This is a genomic window from Lentzea cavernae, assembly GCF_014653695.1.
GTDB classification, from domain to species: Bacteria; Actinomycetota; Actinomycetes; order Mycobacteriales; family Pseudonocardiaceae; genus Lentzea; species Lentzea cavernae.
The window spans coordinates 476,486-496,759 of record NZ_BNAR01000005.1 but is presented as its reverse complement, the minus strand read 5'-3'; the positions used below and the strand labels follow the sequence as shown (position 1 = coordinate 496,759).

At 74.2% G+C, this 20,274-nt stretch carries 2 protein-coding genes; both read right to left on the bottom strand.

Features of this window, described 5'->3' with window-relative positions:
- Positions 1 to 11: 11 nt before the first annotated feature.
- Positions 12 to 10,793, bottom strand: coding sequence for a non-ribosomal peptide synthetase (locus tag IE307_RS19565; protein ID WP_191299470.1), 10,782 nt, complete (start codon positions 10,791 to 10,793; stop codon positions 12 to 14).
- Positions 10,790 to 20,269, bottom strand: coding sequence for a non-ribosomal peptide synthetase (locus IE307_RS19560; protein WP_191299468.1), 9,480 nt, complete (start codon positions 20,267 to 20,269; stop codon positions 10,790 to 10,792). Before IE307_RS19560 ends, IE307_RS19565 begins: the two co-directional genes overlap by 4 nt.
- Positions 20,270 to 20,274: the final 5 nt, after the last annotated feature.

Here is a 20,274-nt window from a genome sequence, read left to right as displayed (position 1 = left end):
GGCCACCGCTCTCAGCCCAGGACCTCGCCCAGCAGAAGGGCGTTCGGCACGACCGGGTCGCCCGTCATCATCTCGGCGTGCCGGCCGGAGCCCGCGACGACGGTGAGCTCCGGCGTCAACCGCCGCCAGCCCGCCAGCGCCTCGTCGTCCAGCGCGGACTGCTCGGCCCGCACCAGCGTGATCGGCGCGGTGACGCTTCCCCTGTGCGCCAGCGAGTTCCAGTACTCGGTGTACCGGGCGCGCTTGGTGGCGGCCCGTTCCTGCAGGTGCGGGTCGGACAACACCCGTTGCAGCACCGGGTCGAGCAGCGCGAGCCCTTCCGCCATGTCCGCGCGGATGCGGTCGGCGAGCACGGCCGTCTGCTCGGAGTCCGAGTCCGTGCACGGCATCGAGTCGAACAGCACGACCCGGCCGACGTCGTGGCCGCGGCTCTCGAGCTCCCGGGCCACCTCGAACGCGAGGTTGCCGCCCGCCGAGTACCCGCCGAGCACGAGCGGGCCGTTCGCGTGCCGTTCGACGAGGTCGGCGTAGTGGGCGACCCGGTGCTCGTCCTCGACGAAGTCGAACGCGTGCACGGCGTGGCCGGGCAGCGACTCGGAGAGTCCCAGGTAGACGGTGCCCCAGCCGGCGATCGGCGGGAACAGGAACACCGGTGGGTCGCCCGGCCGGCCGAGCAGGTGGTGCACCCGCACCGCCGACACGCCCGACGCGCGCACCTGGTCGACCCGCTGGGCGATCCCGCGCACCGTCGGGTCGGCGAACACGTCCGCGACCGGAAGTTCGATGCCGGTCCGCGCCTGCAGCAGCACGAGCAGCGCGACCACGCGCAGCGAATGGCCGCCCAGCTCGAAGAAGTCCGCCGCGGCGTCCCGCACCTCGGCACCGAGCACCTCGGCGAAGATCTCCGCCACTAGCCGTTCGGTGTCCGAGGACAACGGGGTCTCCGCCCGCGCGGTCGTCCACTCGGGCTCGGGGAGCGCCTTGCGGTCGACCTTCCCGTTGCGGGTCAGCGGAAGCCGGTCGAGCCGCAGCACCACGTCCGGCACCATGTAGCCCGGCACCGACTTCGCCACCCGGTCGAGCACGTCCCGCTCGTCGAACGCGTGCGCGGGCTCGGCGACCACGTAGGCGACGAGCCGTTCGGGCCTGCCCGCCGCCCGCTGCACCCGCACGACGGCGGCGGTGACGCTCGGGTCCTCGCCCAGCGCCGCCTCGACCTCGCCCAGTTCCACGCGGTGCCCGCGCAGCTTCACCTGGGAGTCCGCGCGGCCCAGGAACTCCAGCGCGCCGTCGGGCAGCCACCGCCCCAGGTCACCGGTGCGGTAGAGCCGGCCGCCCTCGAACGGGTCGTCGGCGAACGCCGCCGCCGTGCGCTCGGGGTCGTTGACGTACCCGCGTCCGACGCACGGGCCGGCCACGCAGATCTCGCCTTTCACCCCGGTCGGCACGAGTGCGGCCGGACCGAGCGGGATGGCCCGGTCCACCACGTAGATGCGCGCGTTGCGGATCGGGTGGCCCAGCGGCACGGTGCCGTCACCGAGGCGCGGGTCGACGGTGAGGTGCGTGATGTCGTCCGAGGCCTCCGTGGGGCCGTAGGCGTTGACCAGCGCGACGCCGGGGTGCGCGGCCAGCCAGCGCGCGGCGAGCGGGCGCGGCAGGGCCTCACCGGTGGACACCAGCGTGCGCAGGTGCGGCAGCCGCCGGGGTTCGCGTTCGAGCAGGTCGAGCATGACCTCCAGCATCGACGGCACGACCTCGAGCACGGTCGCCTCGGACGTCTCGCGCAGCAGCACGCGGGGGTCGGTCATCGCGTCGTCGCTCACGACGACCGTGCGGCCACCCGCGACGAGCGCGCCCAGGCACTGCCACACGACGATGTCGAAGCTCGGGCCCGCGTTCTGGACGAGCGCGGTGCCCGCGTCCAGGCCGAGGTCCTCGACCTTGGCGAGCATGTGGTTGAGCATGCCGCGCTGCTCGACCATCGCGCCCTTGGGACGGCCGGTGGAGCCGGAGGTGAACAGGACGTACGCGAGGTCGTCCTGGGTCAGCGGGGCCCGGTCGCCGGGCGGGCCGGTCAGGTCGAGCGGCACGACGCGCCCGTCGAACCGGGTGGCGAGCGTGTCGCTGAGCAGCCCCGGCTGGGCCAGGACCACCTCGCACCCGGCGTCGGTGAGCATGCCCAGTTGCCGTTCGTCCGGCTGACCGGGGTCGAGCAGCACGAACGCGCCGCCCGCCCGCCACACGCCGAGCATCGCGGTGATCATGGCCGGTCCGCGCCGCGCCAGCACGCCCACGACCTGTTCCCGCCGCAGACCGGCGAGCAGGCCCGCGACCGCCGCGGCGCCCGCGACCAGTTCGCCGTAGCTCAGCGACGTGCCGTCCGCCACGACCGCGGTCCGGCCGGGATCGGCCGCCGCGACCTCCTCGATCCGCGACAGCACGGTGGCGCCCGCGGGCAGGTCGGCCTCGCGGGAACCGAGACCGGCGACGAGCGCGGCCCGTTCGTCCGGCCCGAGCACGTCGAGATCGGCGAGCGCCTGGCCGGGCGTGGCGAGACCTGTGAGCACGGTGAGAAACCGGCGGACGAACGCTTCGGCGGTCTCGCGGCGAAACAGCCGCACGGCGAAGTCCAGGCGGCACTCGACCACGTCGCCCTCGGGCCGGGCCCTCAGCTCCAGGTCGAACAGCGACCGCCCGGTCTCGACGTCGGGCTGCCGCACCGACACTCCGGGCAGGTCCGCGTCGGCGAGGTCCATGTTCTGGAAGGCGAACATCACGTCGTAGAGCGGGTTGCGGCTCGGGTCGCGCACGACACCGAGCCGTTCGACCAGGTCGTCGAACGGGTAGTCCTGGTGCCGCAACGACTCCGCGACCGTCGTGCGGACCTGGCCGAGCAGGTCGGCGACCGTGGCGCCCGGCTCGACGAACGCCCGCAGCGGCAGGGTGTTGAGGAACGGACCGGTGATCGTCTCGGTACCGGGGACCGTGCGGCCCGCGAACGGGCTGCCGACGACGAGGTCGGTCTGCCCGCTGTGCCGCCACAGCGTCACGTACAGGCCCGCCAGCATCGTGGCGAACAACGTGGTGTCCGCGGCCTGGCCCGCCCGCCGCAACCCGGCGGCGACGTCGGCGGGCACGGTGAAGCGGACGCTGTCGCCCTCGGCGCTCTGCACGGGCGGACGCGGGTGGTCGGCGGGCAGGTCGAGCGGCTGGGGCAGTTCGGCGAACCGGCTCAGCCAGTGGTCCTGCGAGTCGGCGAGCCTGCGCGCGTACTGCTCGGACCGCTCCAGCGCGGCCCAGTCCCGGTACTGCCGCACCGGCGGCAGTACCTCGCCCGCGTACAGCCGCGCGAACTCGCCGACCAGCAGTCCGATGGACGTGCCGTCGGCGACGGCGTGGTGGATGTCCACGAGCAGGTGCGAGCGCCGTGGTGAGCGCACGAGGACCATGCGTGCCAGCGGTGCGTCCTCGAGGTCGAAGGGCCGGACGAACCGCGCGAAGATCTCCTGCGGTGCCAGGTCCTCCGCCACCTCGGCCAGGTCGGCGCGCACGTCGTCGTGGACGACCTGGACGAGTTCCGCGCCGTCGAGCCGGAACGAGGTGCGCAGTGCCTCGTGCCGTGCGACGAGCGCGCGGAACGCGGCGCGGACCCGTTCGACGTCCAGCTCGCCGGTGAGCTCCATCAGGTGCGGCAGGTTGTACTGGGTGCCGCCGGGGTCGATCCGCTGCAGCACGAAGAACCTGCGCTGCGCGGCGGTCGCCGGGACGACGCGGCCCTCCGGCGCCACCGGCAGGACGAGCGCGTCACCCTGCTCCGCCGGAGCGGTGGCGAGACCCGCCGGGGTCGGCTGCTCGAACAGCTGCTGCAACCTCAGGTCGGTGCCCAAGGCCCGGTTCAGGTGCGCCAGCAGCGTCACGGCCTGCAGCGAGTTGCCGCCGAGCGCGAAGAAGCTGTCGTGCACGCCGACTTGGTCCACGCCGAGCACCTGCTCGAACGCCGCCGTGACGCCTGTCTCGGTGCCGGTGCGGGGCGCGACGTACGGCTCGCCGGACCCGGCCGTCGCCGCGGCGCGCCGGTAGGCGGTGATCAGGTCCACCGGCACGACGTGGCGCAGCGGCACGTGGTGGGCGCGGTGCACGAGCCGGTCGACGTCCGGCTGGTCGTCCTGCCACCGGGGGAGGTCACGCGGTGCGGTGGTGGTGCGCTGGGGAGCCGGTGGGGCCGCGAGGAACGCGGGTACGTCGCCGCGCAGTCCCAGCGGACCGGGGTCACCGGGCCCGCGCACGAGTTCGGCGGTGCTGTGGCCGACGGCGGTGAAGAACCGTTCGGCCGCCGCGTCGCCGATCCGGTGCACGACGGCGGAGCCGTACTCCGCCGCCGGGCCCTCGACGAGCTCGACCAGCCCGACGCCGGCCACGGAGAAGAACTGGACCAGCCGTCCGCCGAACAGCACGGCGGGCACGGCGTCCGCGACCGCGTCGAGGGCGATCCCCGCCGCCCGCAGCGACTCCACCGCCTCGTTGATCGAGTCGACGCGGTAACACAGGTGGTAGGGCCGTTCCCCGGCACGATCCAGCAGTCCCGCGGTCGGCGAGTCCTCACCGTCGGGTGCCACCAGTTCGACGCGCGGGCTGCCCGCCCGTTCGAACATCGCGAGCGACGACCGCTGGAGCGGGTCGTGCGCCGCTGCGGTCTCGTGGAAACCGGCACCGGTCAGCGCGGCACGGGCCTCGGCCAGCGAGCGCACCGCCACGCCGACGTGGTCCAGTCCGAACCGGACGGTCCGCGGCGCCGTGAAGCTCAGCTCGACGTACCGGGGCCGCCGCGGCAACGCGGAGACCGGGATCTCCCAGCGCGTCCCGCCTGCAGGACGCCAGCCGTAGTCGTCCAGGAACGCCCTGGCGGGCTGGTTGCGCTCGGTCGCGGTGTGGTCGGCGGTGACGCGGTCGAGGCCGTGCTCGCGGCACAGCTCCGCGACGCCCGCGAGGACCGCCTCCTCGACGGTGCGGCCCAGGACCCGGCAGCTCAGCAGGACGTTGTCGAGGTGCAGCGCGCCGTCCGCGACGGTGCTGAGCACGACGCCGGTCAGGCCGTGGTCGCCGAACCGGTCGCTCACCCGCAGCACGTGCGCGCGGCGTCCGTCCACTTCGGACCGCGTGAGCCGCAGGCCGCTGAGGTTGAACTGGTTGGTGCGCTGGGTGAGCTGGGCGACGCGGTCCAGCTCGCCGGGCGTGGCCGCGGTGAACGACGCCCGCAGGCCGAGTCCGGCCAGGAAGCCGGTCAGCGACGGGGCCGCCTCCAGGTCGTCCCGGCGGCGCAGCTCGGCCCGGTACCGCTCGGCGCGCTGCCGGTCCTCGTCGGTGACCTGGTGGCTGTCGAACGCCCAGACGTGGTCGAGGAATCGGGCATCGGCGGGCACCCGGAACGTGAGCACCTGCGGCAGCGCGGCCACCATCGCGGCGCACTCGGCGGCGCTGTCGTCGAGGAACACGACGCTGTCGAGGCCGATCCCCAGCTGCGCCACGACCTCGGCGAGGTTCTCGTGCTTGGGCCGCCAGTCGGCCCGGATCGCGGTGAAGTGCTCTTCGCGCAACACCATGCCGGTGTTCTGCGCGAACACGTCCCGCACGTCCTGCTCGGCGTTCTTGCTCAGCAGCACGAGGACCATGCCGTCGGATCGCTTGCGCAGCAGCAGTTCCTGCAGCGCCCGCGCCGGTTCGTCCACCACGACGCCCTGCGGCCCGTCCTCGCCGACCACGCCACGCCAGAGCGTGTCGTCGGCGTCCACGGCGATGACCTTGAACGGTGCGCGCACGGCGCCCAGCACCCGCCGGGCGACCTCGGTGCCCGCCACCGCGAAGAACTCCTCGGTGTAGGGGACCGCGCCCAGCGCGAAGGCCTCGGGGTCGTCCCACTCCGCGACGCCGGACCGGTCGAGCGCGGCGCCGAGGTCGATCACGGTCACCGGCAGGCCGGCGAGGTCGCGGCGCCAGCGCCGGGAGATCTCCAGTTCGGACGGCAGCACCGCCACCAGCCGGGGACCCGCCGTGGTGGACCGCAGCGCCGCGAGCAGCTCGGTGTAGGAGCGCTCCTCGGCGGGCCAGTCCTCGAACCGCACCAGCAGCAGCGCGGGCCCGGGGTGGGTGTGCCAGCCGCTCGCGGGGTCGAGCAGCTCCTGGAACACCTGCCCGAACGCGCCGAACCGGACCTGGCCGCGGTGGCCGAACTGCTCGCACCACCACAGGTAGGGCGCGCCGATCGGGTCCGCGGTGAACGACGAGACCACCAGCAGGTCCAGTCGCCGGGCCGCGTCGATCCTGGCCTGGTCGGCGGGGGAGAGCGGTGCGAGTGACGCGAGCGGCGCGTCGGGCTGGGCCGAGACCTCGGCGCAGAGCTCGAGGAGGTGCTCGACGAACCGCCGCACGGTGTCCGGTTCGAGCAGCGCCGCGTTCGCCTCCGCCTGCACGGTGAGGCTGCCGCCGGGTTCGGGGAACACGTCGAGCTTCAGGTCGAGCTTGCTCGTGCCGTGCTCCACCGGCAGCGCCTCGTACCCGTCGGTGGCGGCGACGCGGCCGCGGTCCTCCTGGAAGATCAGCATGGTGTCGAACAGCGGGTTGTGCCCGTGCTGCCGCCCCGCGAGCGCGACGATCTCCTCGAACGGCAGGTCCTGGTGGTCGTAGTCGGCCAGCGCGTGGTCGCGGGTGCGGTCGAGCAGCGTCCGGAACGTGTCGCCGGGCGTGAGGGACACGCGCAGCGGCAGGAAGTTCGCGAACATGCCGACCACCCGGTCGACGTCGGGGTGCGTGCGGCCCGCCACCAGCGAGCCGATGACGACCTCCTGCTGACCCGCGTACCGCGACAGAGCGGCCGCGTACGCCGCCAGCAGTGCGATGTTGAGCGTGGCGCCCTCGTCGCGCGCCAACGCCGACAGAGCCGCGGTGGTCGCGGGGTCGACGGTGAAGGTGCTCGTGAAGCCCGCGAACGTGCGGGCGGCGGGGCGGTCGTGGTCGTAGGGGAACGTCAGCGCGGGCAGGTTCTCGACCCGCGCGGCCCAGTGCTCGCGCAGGGCCGGGGTCCTGGCGGGCGCCGCGAGCCGTTGCCAGTGCGCGAAGTCCCGGTACCGCACGCCGGTCGCGGGCAGCTGGGCGCCGCCGAGCAGCGCCAGGAACTCCTCGACCAGCACCTGCACCGACGCGCCGTCCGCCGCGATGTGGTGCACGTCCAGGAACAGGACGCCGCTCGTGGGCGTGGTGAACCACTGCGCCCGCAGCAGGGTGTCACGGGCGAGGTCGAACGGCCGGACCTGCTCGCGCAGGTCGGGGTCGCCGTCCACGACAGACGTGGTGAACTCGGCTTCGGCGTGCGGCCGGACCCGTTGCCGCACCTCGCCGTCGACGAGGTGGAAGGTCGTGCGCAGCGACTCGTGCCGGTCCACCAGCCGTTGCAGTGCGTCGCGCACGTTCGCCGGGTCGACCGGCTCGGTGACGCGCAGCGCCATCGGCATGTTGTAGCTCGTGGCCTCCCGCGCCGACTCCTGGATGAGGTAGACCCGGCGCTGGGCGGGCGAGGCCGGGAGATCGGTGTCGGGCACCGGGTTGATCGGCGCGAGCGTCGACACGGCGGCGGCGTCGACCGCGCGGGCCATCGCCGCGAGCACCGGGTTGGCGAACAGCTCGCGCAACGGCAGCGCCCTGCTCAGGTCGCGTTCGATCCGGGACGCGAGCGCGGTGGCGCTGAGCGAGGTGCCGCCGCGGCCGAAGAAGTCGTCGCCACGGCCGATGGGCTGGTCGCCGAGCACCTCCCGCCACAGCGCGGCGAGCGCGGTCTCGGTGGGACCGGCCGGGGGTTCGCTGTCCGAAGTGGACACATCGGGTTCTGGCAGCGCCCTGCGGTCGACCTTGCCGTGCGGGGTCAGCGGCAAGGTGTCGTGCACGGCGAAACCACCGGGCACCATGTACGCGGGCAACCGGCCCGCGACGTGCGCGGCCAGCTGGTCGCCGGTGACGTCCTCGCGCAGCACGACGTGCGCGCCGAGCCGGTGGTCGCCCGCGCCGACGGGGTAGGCGACGACGACGCACTGGCTGACCGCCGGGTGGGCGGCCAGCACCGCCTCGACCTCACCGGTCTCGACCCTGTTGCCGCGCACCTTGACCTGGCCGTCGATCCGCCCGACGAACGCCAGCGTCCCGTCCGGCCTGCGCGTCACGTAGTCGCCGGTGCGGTACATGCGGGCGCCGGGTTCCGGTGCGAACGGGTCGGGCACGAACCGGTCCGCGGTGGCGGCGGGCGCTCCGAGGTAGCCGAGGCTCACCCCGACACCGCCGACGCACAACTCGCCGGTCGCGCCGTCGGGGACCAGGCGGAAGCGGTCGTCCACGACGTAGGTGCGGTAGTTCGGCCACGGTGAGCCGATCGGGATCTCGCCCTGCCGCGGGGCCGCCGCGGCATCGGGGGCCACGGTGAACGTCGTCGTCGTGACGGTGGCCTCGGTCGGCCCGTAGGTGTTGACCAGCGCCACGTGCCCGGTGGCCGCGCCGCACTCCCATTGCCGCACCAGCACGGCGTTGACCCGCTGGCCGGACAGCGTCACCATCCGCACCGACCGCGCCGGGCCCGTTCCGGCGGCGCGCAGCTCCTCGTACCAGCCCTCCCAGTAGGCCGTGGGGAGCGGCAGCACCGTGATCCGGTGGCGCGCCACGAACCGGTCGAAGCCGGTGAACGAGTCGATCGCGTCCTGGGTGCGGGCGACGACGGTCGCGCCGCAGGCCAGGGCGGGGAAGATCTCCTCGATCGTGGCGTCGAAACCGGGGGAGGACACGTGCAGCACGCGGTCGGCCGCAGTCAGCCCGAAGACCTCGACGGTCGCGAGGTTGTGGTTGACGACGCCGCGGTGCGTCACGGCGATGCCCTTGGGCACGCCGGTCGAGCCGGACGTGAACACCACGTAGGCGAGGTCGTCGGGGTGCACCTCGACGGCCGGGGCGTGCGCCGGCTGGTCATCGGCGGGCAGCTCGCCGTCGATCGTGAGGACGCTGCCGGCGACGCGGGTCATCGTCGCGACCCGGTCGGCCGGGTAGGCGGGGTCGACCGGCACGAAGGCGCCACCCGCCTTGAGCACCGCCAGCAGCGTGACGACCAGCGGTGCGCCGTGCGGCAGGACGACCGCGACGCGCTCGCCCCGCCGCAGTCCCGACGCGATCAGGCGGTGCGCGAGCTGGTTGGCGCGGCGGTCGAGGGTGGCGTAGGAGAGCTCGGTGCCGTCCGCGTCGACCAGGGCAATGGCGTCGGGCGCGCGGGCCGCGCTCGCCTCGACCAGGCCGTGCACAGTGGTGACAGGGCGCTCGCGCACGGGACCGGCGCCCGCGTCGAGCAACCGGCGCTGCTCCGCGGCGGGCAGGTCGTGGTCGAGCACCGCCGCCGGATCGGCGAGCATCGCGGTGAGCGTGCGCACCACGTCCTCGGCGATCGCCGTCGCCTGGGCTGTGCTCCAGCGGGCCAGCCGGTGCTCCAGGTACCCCTGCAGCGCGCCGTCGCGCTCGTACAGGTAGAGGCTCAGGTCGAGCTTGGCCTCGGTCTTGGGCAACGGGATCGGCGTGACGGTAAGACCGTCGGACGTGATCGGCTCGTACGGGTAGTTCTGCAGGGCGAACAGCGCCTGGAACAACGGGCGGTTGTGCCCGCCGACCGCCCCGGCGATCTCCGACAGCGACACGTCCTGGTGGTCGAGCGCGCCCAGCACGGCGGTCCGGCACGCCGCCCACAGCCCGGCACCGGTCTCCGCGACCGGGACGGAGATCGGCAGCGTGTTGGCGAAGTACCCGATGAGCGCCTCGTACTCCGGTGCCTGCCTGCCCGCGACCGGCATGCCGACGACCGGCCGTGCGGTACCCGTCCGCCGCGCCACCACCACGGCGAACGCGGCCAGCAGCACCATGTACGGGGTGACACCGTGCGCGGCGCACGCGGCCTGCAGCGCTTCCGTCGACGCCGGACTCAACGCCACCGGCACGGTGCCGCCCTCGGCCGACTCGTCGGCGGGACGGTCGGGCAGCGTGTGCAGCTCGGCCCGCCAGTACGCGAGCTGTTCGTCCACAGTGGACTTTGCCTGGTGCGCGCGGACCACGTTGCTCCAGTGGGCGCGCAACGGTTCCGGGGACGGGATCGGGGCGCCGGTGCGCCGCAGGTAGGCCGCGGTCAGCTCGGTGATCAGCAGCGACATCGACCAGCCGTCGGCGATGATGTGGTGCGTCGAGAGCACCAGCACGTGCGCCTGGCCGTCCGGCACGACGTCGAGGCGCATCAGCGGCCCGGTGGTGAGGTCGAACGGCCTGGTGACCGCGCGCGTCACCGCCGCGTCCACAGTGGAGTCGAGGACGGTCACCTCGGGCGGCAACGACTCGTGCGTCAGCGTGTGCGCCACACCGTCCTCGGCGTGGAACGTCGTGCGCAACGTCTCGTGCCGTTCGGAGACCTCGACGGCCGCGTCCCGCAGGGCGGCGACGTCGAGCGGGCCGTCGACGCGGACGGCCTCGCAGATGCTGAACGCGGTGCTACCCGGCTCGACCTGCTGGTGCACCCACAGGCGTTCCTGCACGGGCAACAGCGCGCCACGGCCGACGCGCGGGCCCTCGGACCGCTGCTTCGCGTTGCCGCGCAACCGCTTCGCGAGCAGGCGGCGGCGGGCCTCGGCGGCGCTGGAGGCGGCGGCCGGGGTGGAGTTGGCGGTGGGGCTGGACATGGCGGCCGGGGTGGGGCCGGAAGCGGCTGGCGTGGCGTTCGGGGTGTCGCTCATCGGATGTCGTCTTCCTCGTCGAGCATCGCCAGCACCTCGTCGTCGCTGAGACCGTCGAGCTCGGCCATCAGCCGTTCCTCGACCAGGACGGCGATGGCCGCGACCGTGGTGGCGTCGTAGAAGTCGGCGAAGTCGACGGTGACCTCGAAGTCGCGCCGGATGCGGGCGAGCACCTGCGCCGCGGCCAGCGAGTGCCCGCCGACCGCGAAGAACTCGTCCTCCACGCCGAACTCGCGACCGGGCAGCACGTCGCGCCAGATCGCCAGCACCGCGTGCTCGGCGTCCGTGCGCGCGGCGACCGGTGCCGCGTGGACCCGCCGTCCGGCGAGCGCGGCGGCGTCGAGCTTCCCGTTGGCGGTGAGCGGGAACCGGTCCCACCACTCGACCCGGCCGGGCACGAGGTGCTCGGGCAGTTCGGCGCGGCACCAGTCGAGCAGTTCCCGCTCCTCACCGGTCAGGTGCGCGACGAGCACGTCGCCGTCGGCGAGCACGTGCGCGGCCGTGACATCGCGATGCCGCAGCAGCCTCGACTCCACCTCACCCGGTTCAATCCGGTGCCCGCGCACCTTCAGCTGCCGGTCGGCACGCCCCTCGGGCACCACGGTGCCGTCGGGCCGGTACCGGCCGAGGTCACCGGTGCGGTACTCGCCGTCGCCGAACCTCTCCGCGGTGAGCCCGGGATCGCCGGGATAGCCGAGCGCGAGGTACGGCGTGCGCACGACGATCTCGCCGATCTCGCCCACCCCCGCCCGCCGCTCACCCACGCGCACCAGCACCTCCGCGCCGTTCACGCCGCGACCGATCGGGACGGTCGCGCCGGGGTCGGCGGCGATGTCGACGTCCTGGGCCGCGACGGCCTGCGGCGTCTCCGTCGTGCCGTAGAAGTTCACGCACCGCACACCGGGCGCCCGCTCGGCCAGCTCCGCGCAGACCTGGCCGGTCAGCACCTCACCGCCGAAGAACGCCCACCGCAACGCGGGCAGCGACCGCGCTGCCGCACCGGCCAGCAACCGCGCCAGCGACGGCGTGAGGTGCACGGCGGTGACCTCGTCGCCGGCGAGCCACGCGGCCAGGCCGTCCGGATCGCGCACCACCGCGCCAAGCGGGACGCGCAGTTGACCGCCGCACCACAGCGGGGTGAACAGGTCGCGCAGGAACGGGTCGTGGCTCGGCCCGGACAGCGCCGCGAACCGGTCTCCGGCACCGAACCCGTGCCGGGACGTGTGCCACTCCAGGAAGTGTGCCAGCGGGCGTTCACCCGTGGCCACCGCTTTGGGTTCACCGCTCGTGCCGGAGGTGTGCACCAGGTAGGCGACCGCGTCCGGGTCGCGGGGGACCCGCGGCGCCGAGCCCGTGGTCCGCGCGGTGACAGTGCCGGCCACCGCGCCGGATCCTTCCGGGACGAGCACCACCCGGCACCCCGCTGCCGCGAACCGGCGACGGCGTTCGGCCTCAGGATGGTCCGGGTCGAGCACGAGGAACGCCGCACCCGCGTGCAGCACCCCGAGCACGGCCGCGGGCAGCAGCGCGTGCCGCTCCCCGTGCACCGCGACGACATCGCCGGGTTCCACGCCGTGCGCGAGCAGTGCGGCGGCGGTGCCTTCGACGGCGGCACGCAGGTCGCGGTAGGTCAGGCGGCGCGTCCCGTCGTCGACCGCCACGGCGTCCGGCGTGTGCGCGGCCCAGTGGTCGAGCCGGTCCAGCAGTCCGCCGTTCCACTCCGCGATCGGCGAGGAGGCGAGGGCGGGGAGCGCCGCGTCGAGGGGCGTGCGGGCGGCCAGAGCACCCAGCGGCGCGGACGGCGCTGCCACCGCCTCGGCCAGCAGCGCGGTGAGCCGGTCGAGCAGGTCCGCGATCCGGACCTCGTCGTACAACGCCGTGTTGTAGACCGCCGTCAGCGCGATGCCCTGCTCTCCCCGGTCCCGCACGTACAGGCTGACGTCGAACTTCGCGCCGAGCGACAGCAGGTGCTCGCCGTGGGGCCGCACCGCGAGGTCGCCGGGCAGCGCGGCCAGCGGGTCGTTCGGGTCGAGCATGTTGAACAGCACCTGGAAGACCGGGCTGAGCGAGTGGTCGCGGCCGGGCAGTTCGGCGACGATCCGCTCGAACGGCAGGTCCTGGTGGGTGAAGGCGTCGAGCACCGTGCCGCGCACGGCGCCGACCAGGTCGGTGAAGTCGCCGTCGGGGGAGACGGTGGCGCGCAGCGGCAGGGTGTTGATGAAGCAGCCGACCGTGTGCTCGACCGCGGGGTGGGTGCGGCCGTCGACCGGGCTGCCGACGACCACGTCGGTGCTGCCGGAGAGCCGGGCCAGCACCGCCTGGAAACCGGCCAGCAGCACCATGAACAGCGTCGCGTCGTGCTCGCGGGCGAACGAGCGCAGGCCGGTCGCGAGAGGCGCCGGGACCGTGGCCGCGACCAGCGCGCCCTCGTACGTCTGCGCGGCGGCGCGCGGGCGGTCGGGTGGCAGGCTGACGGCAGTGGGCAGGTCGGCCAGTGCGGTGCGCCAGTGCGCGAGGTGTCGTTCGTCGTCCGCGGTGCTCTGCTGCCACCGCGCCCAGTCCGCGTAGCGCGCGGACGGCGGGAGCGGCGGTCGCCCGGAGTAGTGGGCGAAGACGTCCGAGATCAGGATCTGCACCGAACCGCCGTCGGCGGCCAGGTGGTGGACCGTCGCGAACAGCACCCAGTCCCCGGCGCCGAGCCGGGCGAGGGTCGCGTGCAGCACGGGGCCGGTGGCCAGGTCGAAGACGTGCGCCGAGGACTGCTCGGCGAGCCGGGGCAGGTCGGCCTCGGTGACGTCGTGCACCGCGACCTCGACCGGGCGCGGCGGGAACACCCGCGAGTACGGCACGCCGTCCTCGTCGCCGTAACCGGTGCGGAGCACGTCGTGGGTCGCGACGACCGCGTTGATCGCCCGTTCCAGCCGTGCGGGGTCGAGCGGGCCGGAGATCCGGTACGCGGCCGCCATGTTCAGCACGTGGGTGCCGGCCACCCGCTGCTCGAAGTACCAGAGCCGTGCCTGCGCGGGCGAGAGCGGTTCCCGGCCGCCGGCCGGGGTGGCGGGCAGCGGGTCCGCGGTCACGTCCGGCGCGGCGCGCAGCAGGGCGGCGAAGTCCTCGGCCACCGGCGCGTCGAAGATCATCCGCAGCGGCACGTCCCTGCCCAGGGCCTCGCGCAACCGGGCCTGCACCCGCACGGCGACCAGGGAGTGGCCGCCGAGGTCGAAGAAGTCGTCGGTGACGCCGACGTCCGCGACGCCGAGCACGTCGGCCCACGCCCGGACGACGGCGCGTTCGAGGTCGTCGCGCGGCTCGACCCGCACCCGCTCCGGTGCCGCGCCCCACTCCGGTGCGGGCAGCGCGGCCCGGTCGATCTTGCCGTTGGCGTTGAGCGGGAACGACTCCAGCACGACGACCTGCGCCGGCGCGAGCTGGGTTCCGACCACCGCGGCGACGTGTGCGCGCAGCTCGGAGGGAGTGCCCGTGCCGGTGACATAGGCGACGAGCACGGTGTCGCCCCGTGCGTCGGCCACGGCGGTCACCACGCACTCGCGAACGCCGTCGTGCCTGGTCAGCACCGACTCGATCTCACCGAGCTCCACGCGGTGACCGCGGATCTTGACCTGGTGGTCGATCCGGCCGAGGAACTCGAGCATGCCGTCGCGCCGCAACCGGACCAGGTCGCCGGTGCGGTAGAGCCGTGCTCCCGGCCCGTCCGAGAACGGGTCGGGCAGGAACCGCCCCGCCGTGAGCGCCGCGTCGCCGAGGTAACCGCGGCCCACGCCGATCCCACCCGCGTACAACTCGCCGGGCACCCCGGCGGGCACCGGCCGCAGCGCCGCGTCGAGCACGTGCAGCCGCATGTTCGGCACCGGCGTGCCGATCGGCACCACCTCGGGTGCGCTGGTCAGCACGGCGTGCGTGATGTCGTCGGAGCACTCGGTCGGGCCGTAGGCGTTCACGATCGGCACGCCGGGGTGGCGGTCGAGCCAGTCCCGCACCAGCGCGGGCGGCAGCGCCTCACCGGTCACCACGAGCCAGCGCAGCCCCGCGACCTCGGGCAGCCGCGGCAGGTCGAGCGCAGCGCGCAGCAGCGACGGCACCGTTTCCAGCACGGTCGCGGCGTGCGCGCGGGCAGCGCCCCACAGCAGTGCGGGGTCACGGGCCTCGTCGTCGTCCACCACGACGACCCGGCCGCCCACCACCAACGGCGTGAGGAACTGCCACACCGAGATGTCGAAGCACACGGAGGCGTTCTGCACGAGCGTGTCGGCGGCGGTGAAACCGAGGTCGTGGACCTTGGCCCACAGGTGGTTGACCATGCCCTTCTGCTCGACCATCGCGCCCTTGGGCACACCGGTCGAGCCGGACGTGAAGATCACGTACGCGAGGTCGTCCGGGTGGCACGACCACCGCTCGCGCGGCAGCGGCTCGCCGTCGACCTCGGCCAGGTCCGCGTGCGGCAGCTCCGGCGCCAGCTCCGCGAGCACGGTGGCGGTCGCGTCGTGGTGCAGCAGCAGCCGGGCCCGGCTGCCGGTGAGGATCCGCCTCAGCCGGGCGGCGGGGTAGCGCGGGTCCAGCGGCACGTAGGCCGCGCCGATCAGGAACAGGCCGATGACGGCCGTGAGGAAACCGGTGCCGCGGTCGAGCAGCAACGCCACCGGCTCGCCCTGCCGCACACCGCGTTCCCGTGCCCCGGCGGCGAACCGGGAGGCGGCGGTCAGCAGCTCGGCGTAGGTGAGGGAGCCGCCGGCGTCGGTCACCGCGACCGCGTCCGGCGTGCGCCGCGCCTGCTCGGCGAACAGCTCCGCGAAGGCCCGGTCCGTCGGGAACGGCACGACGGCGGTGCCGGGAACGCCGTGCAGCAGCTCCTGCTCACTCGCACCGAGGACCGGCAGGTCGGTGATCGTCGTGCCCGGTGCGGCGAGCGCGCCCCGCAGCACCGTCTCGTACCGTTCGGCGAACCTGGTCGCCGTCACGCGGTCGAACAGGCCCGCGTCGTACTCCATCCTCAGCCGCAGCCCGGTCGCGCGGGGCTCCAGCAGGAGGGTGAGGTCGAACCGGGCGGTGCCGGAGTGCACCGGCAGCTCCTCGATCTCCAGCCCCGCCAGGCCCCCGCTGGGCAGCGGTGTGTTCTGCAGCCCGAACAGCACCCCGAACAGCGGCGTGCGGCTCTGGTCGCGGCCCGCCTGCTCGACGAGCCGCTCGAACGGCACGTCCTGGTGGTCGAACGCGTCGAGCGCGTGCCGGCGCACCACGGCGACCAGCTCGGCGAACGACCACGAGGGGTCGATCTCGGCGCGCAGCGGCAGCATGTTGATGAAGCAGCCGACCAGGTCCTCGGTGCTCGCGCGGGTGCGGCCCGCGACGGGCGTGCCCACCACGAGGTCCTGCTGGCCGGTGTGGCGGTGCAGGAACGCGTAGAACGCCGCGAGCGCGGTGATGAACGGCGTGGCGCCCGCCTCGCGGGAGAACGCGTCGAGCCGGTCGGAGAGGTCGGCGTCCCAGGTGCGCAGCAGCTCCCGGCCGGGCCGCGGGCCGGTCCCGCGCGGCCGGTCGGAGGGCAGGTCGAGCACCGGCAGCGGTCCGCGCAGCCGGTCGGCCCAGTAGCCGAGCTGGTCGTCGAGGTCGCCGCGGTCCATCCGCCGGTGCTGGCTGCGGGCGTGGTCGCCGTAGGTGGTGGTGAGCTCCGGCAGGTCCGGCGTCTCGTGCGCCGACGCGGCCCGGTACAGCTCGGCGAGATCGCGCAGCAGCACGCCGACCGACCAGCCGTCGGAGATGATGTGGTGCATCGTCACCAGCAGGACGTGGTCCCGGCCGGTGCGCAGCAGTTCAAGCCGCACCAGCGGTGCCTCGGCGAGGTCGAACGGCGTGGCGGCCTGGGCCAGCGCGCGCTGCTCGACCTCCTCCGGGGCGACGTCGACGACGGGCAGGTCGAGCGCGTCGAGATCGGTGACGACGACGCGGGCGGTGCCGTCCGGCGCCGTCGGGAACGCCGTGCGCAGCGCCTCGTGCCGCCGGACGAGGCCGTTGGCCGCGGTGCGCAACGCCTCGACGTCCAGCTCGCCGCGCAGGACGAAGGCGGCGGGCACGTTGTAGAGCGGGCTGCCGGGCTCCAGCCGGTCGAGGAACCACAACCGGCGCTGGGCGAACGACAACCGGTCGGCCGGTCCGTCCACTTCGGCCTCGGCGGTGTCGGCGGACTCGCGGTCCACGACGGCCGCGAGCAGCGCCGGCGTCGTCGCCTCGAACAGCGCGCGCATCGGCAACGTGACGCCGCACCGATCGCGCAACCGCGCCACCACCCGGCCGGCGGCGAGCGAATGCCCGCCCAGCGCGAAGAAGTCGTCGTCACGACCGACCACCTCGACGTCGAGCACCTCCCGCCAGATCTCGGCGACCGCGGTCTCGGTGCCCGCACGGGGAGGGACGTGCGGACGGTGCTCGGCCGCCGGTGCCGGCAGGGCCGCCCGGTCGACCTTCCCGTTGGGGGTCAACGGGATCTCGTCCACGGCCACGAGCAACGGCACCATGTGGGCCGGCAACGCGGTGGTGAGCGCCGCGGTCAGCTCCCGCAGGTCCGCACCGGTCACCACGTACCCCACGAGCACCTTGCCCGCGGCGTGCTCCCGCGCCACGACCACGGCGCCGCGGACACCGGGCAGCGCGCGCAACGCGGCCTCGACCTCGGCGGGCTCCACCCGGTGGCCGCGGATCTTGACCTGCTCGTCGGCCCGGCCCAGGTACTCCAGCCGCCCGTCGGGCAGGTACCGCACGAGGTCACCGGTGCGGTAGGTCCGCGCACCCGTGCCGGGGTCGGTCACGAAGGACCGCGCCGTCAGCTCGGGCTGCCCGAGGTAGCCCTCGGCGACGCCGGCACCGCTGATGCACAGCTCACCGGGCACGCCCACGGGCACCGGCTGGAGACGGTCGTCCAGCACGCGCAGCGTCGTCCCGTTGATCGGGACGCCGATCGGCATGGTGGGCCGCTCGCCGATGCCGGCCACGTCGCCGTCGACGCAGCAGCCGACGGTCGCCTCGGTGGGCCCGTACTCGTTGACCACCCTGACGTGCGGCGCGATCGCCAGGAACCGGCGCACCAGCGCCGTGGACAGCGCCTCACCGCCGACGACGAAACAGGCGCGCGACCGCGCGAGCACGCCTTCGGGCAGCAGATCGCACAGCGCGTCGAGGTGCGCGGGCGTGAGCTTCACCAGGGTCGCCGCGCCGGTGCCGAGCAGGGCGGCGAGTCCGTCGAGCGGGTCCTCCTCGCCCACGACGTGCACCGAACCACCGGTGGTGAGCGGTACCCAGAGGCTCGTGACCGTGAGGTCGAAGCCGACGGTGGTGTGCAGCGGTGCGACCGGCGGTCCGTCCACTGTGTACTCGGTGGCGGCGAACCGGAGGTAGTTGGCCAGGTTGGCGTGGGTGACGGCCACGCCCTTGGGACGACCGGTCGATCCCGAGGTGTAGAGCACGTAGGCCAGGTCGGAGCCCTGGACGGCGACGGGCTCACCGGTGCCGGTCGCGTTCGCTGCCTCATCCGGTCCCGGCACGAGGGCGGGCTGCGTGTCCGCCGCGTTTGTCGTTTTGTCCGGCCCCAGCGCCAGCGCGGGCTGCGTGTCCGTCGCGTTCGTCGTCTCGTCCGGCCCCGGCGCGAGGGCGGGTCGTGCGTTCGCCACGTTCGTCACCTCGTCCTGCCCGAGCGCGAGGGCAGGCTGCGTGCGCGCCGCGTTCGCCGCTTCGTCCGGTCCCGGCGCGAGGGCGGGCTGTGCATTCCCCACGTCGTCCGGCCCCGGCACGAGGGCGGGCCGCGCGTTCGCCACGACCGCCACCTCGTCCGGCCCCAGCACCACCGCGGGCCGCGCGTCCTCCACGATCGCCTCACGTCGCGCCGGCGGCAGGCCCGGGTCGAGCGGCAGGTACGCGCACCCGTTGCGCCACACCGCGAGCAGCGCCGCCACCAGGTCCGCGGACCGGGGCAGCGACACACCGACCAGCCCGCCGCGGGGGAGCACGGCGCTGATCCGTTCCGCCTCGGCCGCGAGCGCGCCGTAGGTGAGCACGCGGGGTCCGTCGACCACCGCCACGTCGTCCGGACGTGCCGCCGCGTGCTCGGCGAACATCTCATACGCCAGCGCACCCGGCACGGCGTCGGGGCCTGTCGACCACGAGTCGAGCAGGGCGCGCTCGGCCCCGGTCACCGCGTGGATCTCGCCCAGGGTGCTCGCGGTGTCCGCCGCGCACACCGCGAGGACGCGGTCCAGCAGGGTCCGCGCGGTAGACCGGTCGAACAGCTCGGTGCTGTACTCGAGCCGCAGCTCCAGCGCGTCGCCGGTCTCCCGGACGAACAGCGTCAGCTCGTACTTCGCCGTGGCCTGCGGGACCTCGAACCGCGACGCGGTCAGGCCGGGGGAGAGGGTGAAGGTGTCCGGGGCGTTGTCCATGGCGATCATCGCCTGTACCAACGGGCCGCCCAGGGCCCTCGCCAGTTCGCCGTACGGGACGTCGCCGTTGGCCAGCGCGGTGGTGGTGCGGTCGCGGACCTGGGTCAGCAGGTCGGCGAACGTGCGGTCGCGGTCCCACTCGGTGCGCACCACGAGCGTGTTCGCGAAGAACCCGAGCACGTCCTGCGTGCCGGGGTGCTCGCGGTAGGCGCTGGGCACGCCGAGCCGGACCTCGCGGCGGCCGGAGCTGTGCGCGAGCACCGAGGCGAACGCCGCGTGCACCGCCATGAACAGCGTGGCACCGTGCCTCGCCGCGGCCGTCCGCAGCGCGGCCGGGTCGAGCACCGCGTCCACCCGGTCCGCCGCGAACGTCGGGTCGGCGGGCCTCGGGCGATCGGTCGGCAGGCTCAGCACGACGTCGTCACCGGCGAGCTCGCGCCGCCAGTGGTCCAACTGCTTCTCACCCGTCCCGCTCGCGAGCAGGTCCCGGTGCCACAGCGCGAAGTCCGCGTACTGCAGACCGACGGCGGGCAACGGGTCGCCCAGGCCGTAGCGCTGCGCGGTGTAGAGCGCGGCCAGCTCGCGGACCATGACCCCGGAGGACCAGCCGTCGGTGACGATGTGGTGCATCAGCAGCGAGAGCACGTGGTCGTCGTCGCCGAGCCGGTACAGCCGGGGCAGCACCAGCGGTCCCGCCGCCAGGTCGAACGGCCGGGCCGCCTGCTCCGCACAGGCCTCCCGGCAGGACGAGGGGTCGTCGCGGAGGTCGACGACCTCCAGGCCCGCCAGCGCGCGCGGGTGCACGACCTGGCAGACCTCGTCGTCCTCGGTCGTGAACGTCGTCCGCAGGATCTCGTGCCGCGCCACGAGCGCGTCGAACGCCCGCGCGAGCACGCCCGCGTCCACCGGCCCGCTCAACCGCACCGCCGCCGGCACGTGGTATGCCGTCGACGCCGGGTCGAGCTGGGCGAGCAGCCACAACCCGACCTGCGCCGGCGACGCGGGCATGACGTAGACCTGGTCCTGGGTCATTCGTT